Genomic DNA, 2,938 nt, shown 5'->3' with positions numbered 1-2,938 from the left:
CGTCATGGCCGACGCCGGCTGCCAGTGCGTGTACGTCGTCGACTCCGCGGGCGCCCTCGTCATGGAGGAGACGAGCGACCGGGTCGCGGCGCTGGTCGCCGAACTCGGCGACGACGCGCAGGTCGGCTTCCACGGCCACGAGAACCTCGGACTCGGCGTCGCCAACTCCGTGCTCGCGGTGCGCGCCGGAGCGCGGCAGATCGACGGATCGACCCGCCGGTTCGGCGCCGGTGCGGGCAACACGCCCGTCGAGGGCTTCGCCGCCGTCGCCGAGAAGCTGGGCATCCGCACCGGCATCGACGTCCTGAAGATCATCGACGCGGCGGAGGACGTGGTACGGCCCGTCATGGACGGCGAATGCCTGCTCGACCGGATGTCCCTGACGATGGGGTACGCCGGTGTCTACTCCAGCTTCCTGAAGCACGCCGCCCGCCAGGCCGCCACCTACCAGGTGTCCGGCGCCGAGATCCTCATGGAGGCCGGCCGGCGCGAACTCGTCGGCGGCCAGGAGGACCAGCTCATCGAGATCGCGGTCGCCCTCGCGGCGAGGAACCGGTCCGCCAGCACCCAGAACCCCGCCGGGAAGTGAGGACAGCCATGCCCAATCCGGTACTCGAAGCGGTCGAGGCACGCGCCGAGGAGATCAGCGCACTCGGCCCCGCCAACGAGGCGCTCGGCCGCCTCGACGACCAGGCCGCCAAGATCCTGCGGGACGTCGGCGCGGTCCGCATGCTCCAGCCGAAGGCGTACGGCGGCCTCGAACTGCACCCGCGCGCCTTCGCCGAGACCGTCATGAGGATCGCCTCCCTGGACGGGGCGACCGGCTGGGTCGCCGGTGTCGTCGGCGTCCACCCCTGGGAGATGGCGATGGCCGACCCCCGGGTCCAGGAGGAGGTCTGGGGCGAGGACCCCGACACCTGGATCGCCTCCCCGTACGCGCCGATGGGCCTGCTCCGGCCCGTCGACGGCGGCTACGTCTTCAACGGTCGATGGCAGTTCTCCTCCGGCACCGACCACTGCCGCTGGATCTTCCTCGGCGGCTTCCTCGCCGACGCCGACGGCACCCGGCTCAGCCCGCCGCGGTCCGTGCACGTCATCCTGCCCCGCGCCGACTACGAGATCGTCGAGGACTCCTGGGACGTGGTCGGGCTGCGCGGGACCGGCAGCAAGGACATCATCGTCCAGGACGCCTTCGTCCCCGCCCACCGCGTCATCGAGTACGCCAAGGTCGTCGACGGATCGCTCGCCGCCGAGTCGGGCCTGGCCAACCCCTCCTACCGGCTGCCCTTCTCCGCCGCCTTCCCGCTGGGCATCACCTCCGCCGTGATCGGCATGTGCGAGGGCACCCTCGCCCACCACCTCGCCTACCAGAGCACCCGGGTGCAGATCACCGGCCAGGCCGTCAAGGACGACCCGTACGTCCTCTACGCCGTCAGCGACGCCGCCGCCGAGATCGCCGCCTCCCGCGCGGCCCTCCTGGACAACGTCTCCCAGATGTACGACATGGTCGCCGCGGGCGAGGAGATCACCTTCGAGCGGCGGGCCGTGGGCCGGCGCACCCAGGCCGCCGCCGCCTGGCGGGCGGTCCGCGCGGTCGACGAGATCGTGGCGCGCTCCGGCGGCAACGCGATGCGGATGGACAACCCGATCCAGCGGTTCTGGCGCGACGTGCACACCGGCCTCACCCACGCCATCCACGTGCCGGGCTCCGTCTTCCACGCCTCGGCGCTCACCCAGATCGGCGTGGAACCGCCGCAGGGTCCGATGCGCTCGATGATCTGAGACCCGCTCCCCGCACCCAGGCCGGACCTGAGAGGAACACACCCCATGACACAGATCCGCGGGCTCGGATATCTCCGGGTCCAGACCCAGGACATCCCCCGCTGGCGCCGGCTCACCGTGGACGCCCTCGGGTTCGCCGAAGGAGAGGGGTCGGGCCCCGACGGCCTGCGCCTGCGCATGGACGAGCGGCGCGCCCGGCTCGTCGTCCTGCCCGGTGACACCGACAAGGTGCTGTCCGTCGGCTGGGAGGTGCGCGACCAGTTCGCGCTCGCCGCCGTCGGCCGGGCCGTCGAGGCCTCCGGCACGCCGGTGGAGATGCTCGACGAGAAGGAGGCCGACGACCGGGGCGTCGAGGCCGCCCTCGCCTTCCGGGACCCGGCCGGCGTGCCCGTCGAGGTCTTCTTCGCACCGGTCCTCGACCACAGCCCCGTACTCACCGGCCTGGGCCAGCGGTTCGTCACCGGCAGCCAGGGCATGGGACACGTCGTCCTGCCCACCACCGCCATGGACGAGACGGTCGCCTTCTACACCGAGGTCCTCGGCTTCCTGCCGCGCGGCGGCATCCGGCTCGGCGGCCAGGCCCCCGACGCCCCGCCGCGACGGGTCCGCTTCATGGGCGTCAACGAACGCCACCACAGCCTCGCCGTCTGCCCCGCCCCGCACGGCGAGGGCCCCGGCATGGTCCACCTGATGGTCGAGGTGGACACGCTGGACGCGGTCGGCCGCGCCCTCGACAACGTGGGGAGGGAGGGCTTCTCGCTCTCCTCCACCCTGGGCCGGCACACCAACGACAAGATGGTCTCCTTCTACGTGCGCGCCCCCGGGGGCTGGGACATCGAGTACGGCTGCGAGGGCATGCGGGTCGACGAACGGCACTACACCGCCGAGGAGATCACCGCCGACAGCTACTGGGGCCACGACTGGTCCGGCTCCGAGCCGCTCGCCGCCTTCGCCCCGCCGGAGAGGAACGGATGAGTACCACCGGCACCGGCCGGGCCCGCGCGTCCCGGCCGGTGGCACCCGTCCCCGCGTCGGACATCGGGCACTACGACGCGGAGAGCGACGTCCTGGTCGTCGGCTTCGGCTGCGCGGGGGCCGCCGCCGCGTACGAGGCCGCCACCGCCGGGGCCGCCGTCACCGTCCTGGAACGGGCCGG

Annotated in this window: 3 protein-coding genes and 1 pseudogene; all 4 read left to right on the top strand. The window is 72.8% G+C overall.

Going from position 1 to position 2,938, the window contains the following annotated elements; genetic code table 11:
- Window positions 1-589: pseudogene (locus IH13_RS0129210) on the top strand (4-hydroxy-2-oxovalerate aldolase); the annotation flags it as partial.
- An 8-nt stretch (window positions 590-597) separates the two neighbouring features.
- Window positions 598-1,782, top strand: coding sequence for an acyl-CoA dehydrogenase family protein (locus IH13_RS0129205; RefSeq protein WP_031089034.1), 1,185 nt, complete (start codon window positions 598-600; stop codon window positions 1,780-1,782).
- A gap of 45 nt (window positions 1,783-1,827) precedes the next feature.
- Window positions 1,828-2,757, top strand: a complete 930-nt coding sequence (locus IH13_RS0129200) for a VOC family protein (RefSeq protein WP_031089033.1) — start codon at window positions 1,828-1,830, stop codon at window positions 2,755-2,757.
- Window positions 2,754-2,938 (top strand): FAD-binding protein (locus tag IH13_RS0129195; protein WP_037842743.1); only part of this gene is annotated, 185 nt, incomplete at its 3' end. The genes IH13_RS0129200 and IH13_RS0129195, both read left to right, overlap by 4 nt.

Origin of the sequence: Streptomyces sp. NRRL WC-3549, assembly GCF_000721935.1 — a bacterium.
In the GTDB taxonomy this organism is placed as follows: domain Bacteria; phylum Actinomycetota; class Actinomycetes; order Streptomycetales; family Streptomycetaceae; genus Streptomyces.
Note: the sequence above shows the minus strand (reverse complement) of the source record. Positions and strands in the feature narration are given on the sequence as shown.

Coding starts and splice junctions, on each gene's coding strand:
- IH13_RS0129205 (WP_031089034.1), top strand. CDS start 598: ATGCCCAATCCGGTACTCGAAGCGGTCGAGGCACGCGCCGAGGAGATC.
- IH13_RS0129200 (WP_031089033.1), top strand. CDS start 1,828: ATGACACAGATCCGCGGGCTCGGATATCTCCGGGTCCAGACCCAGGAC.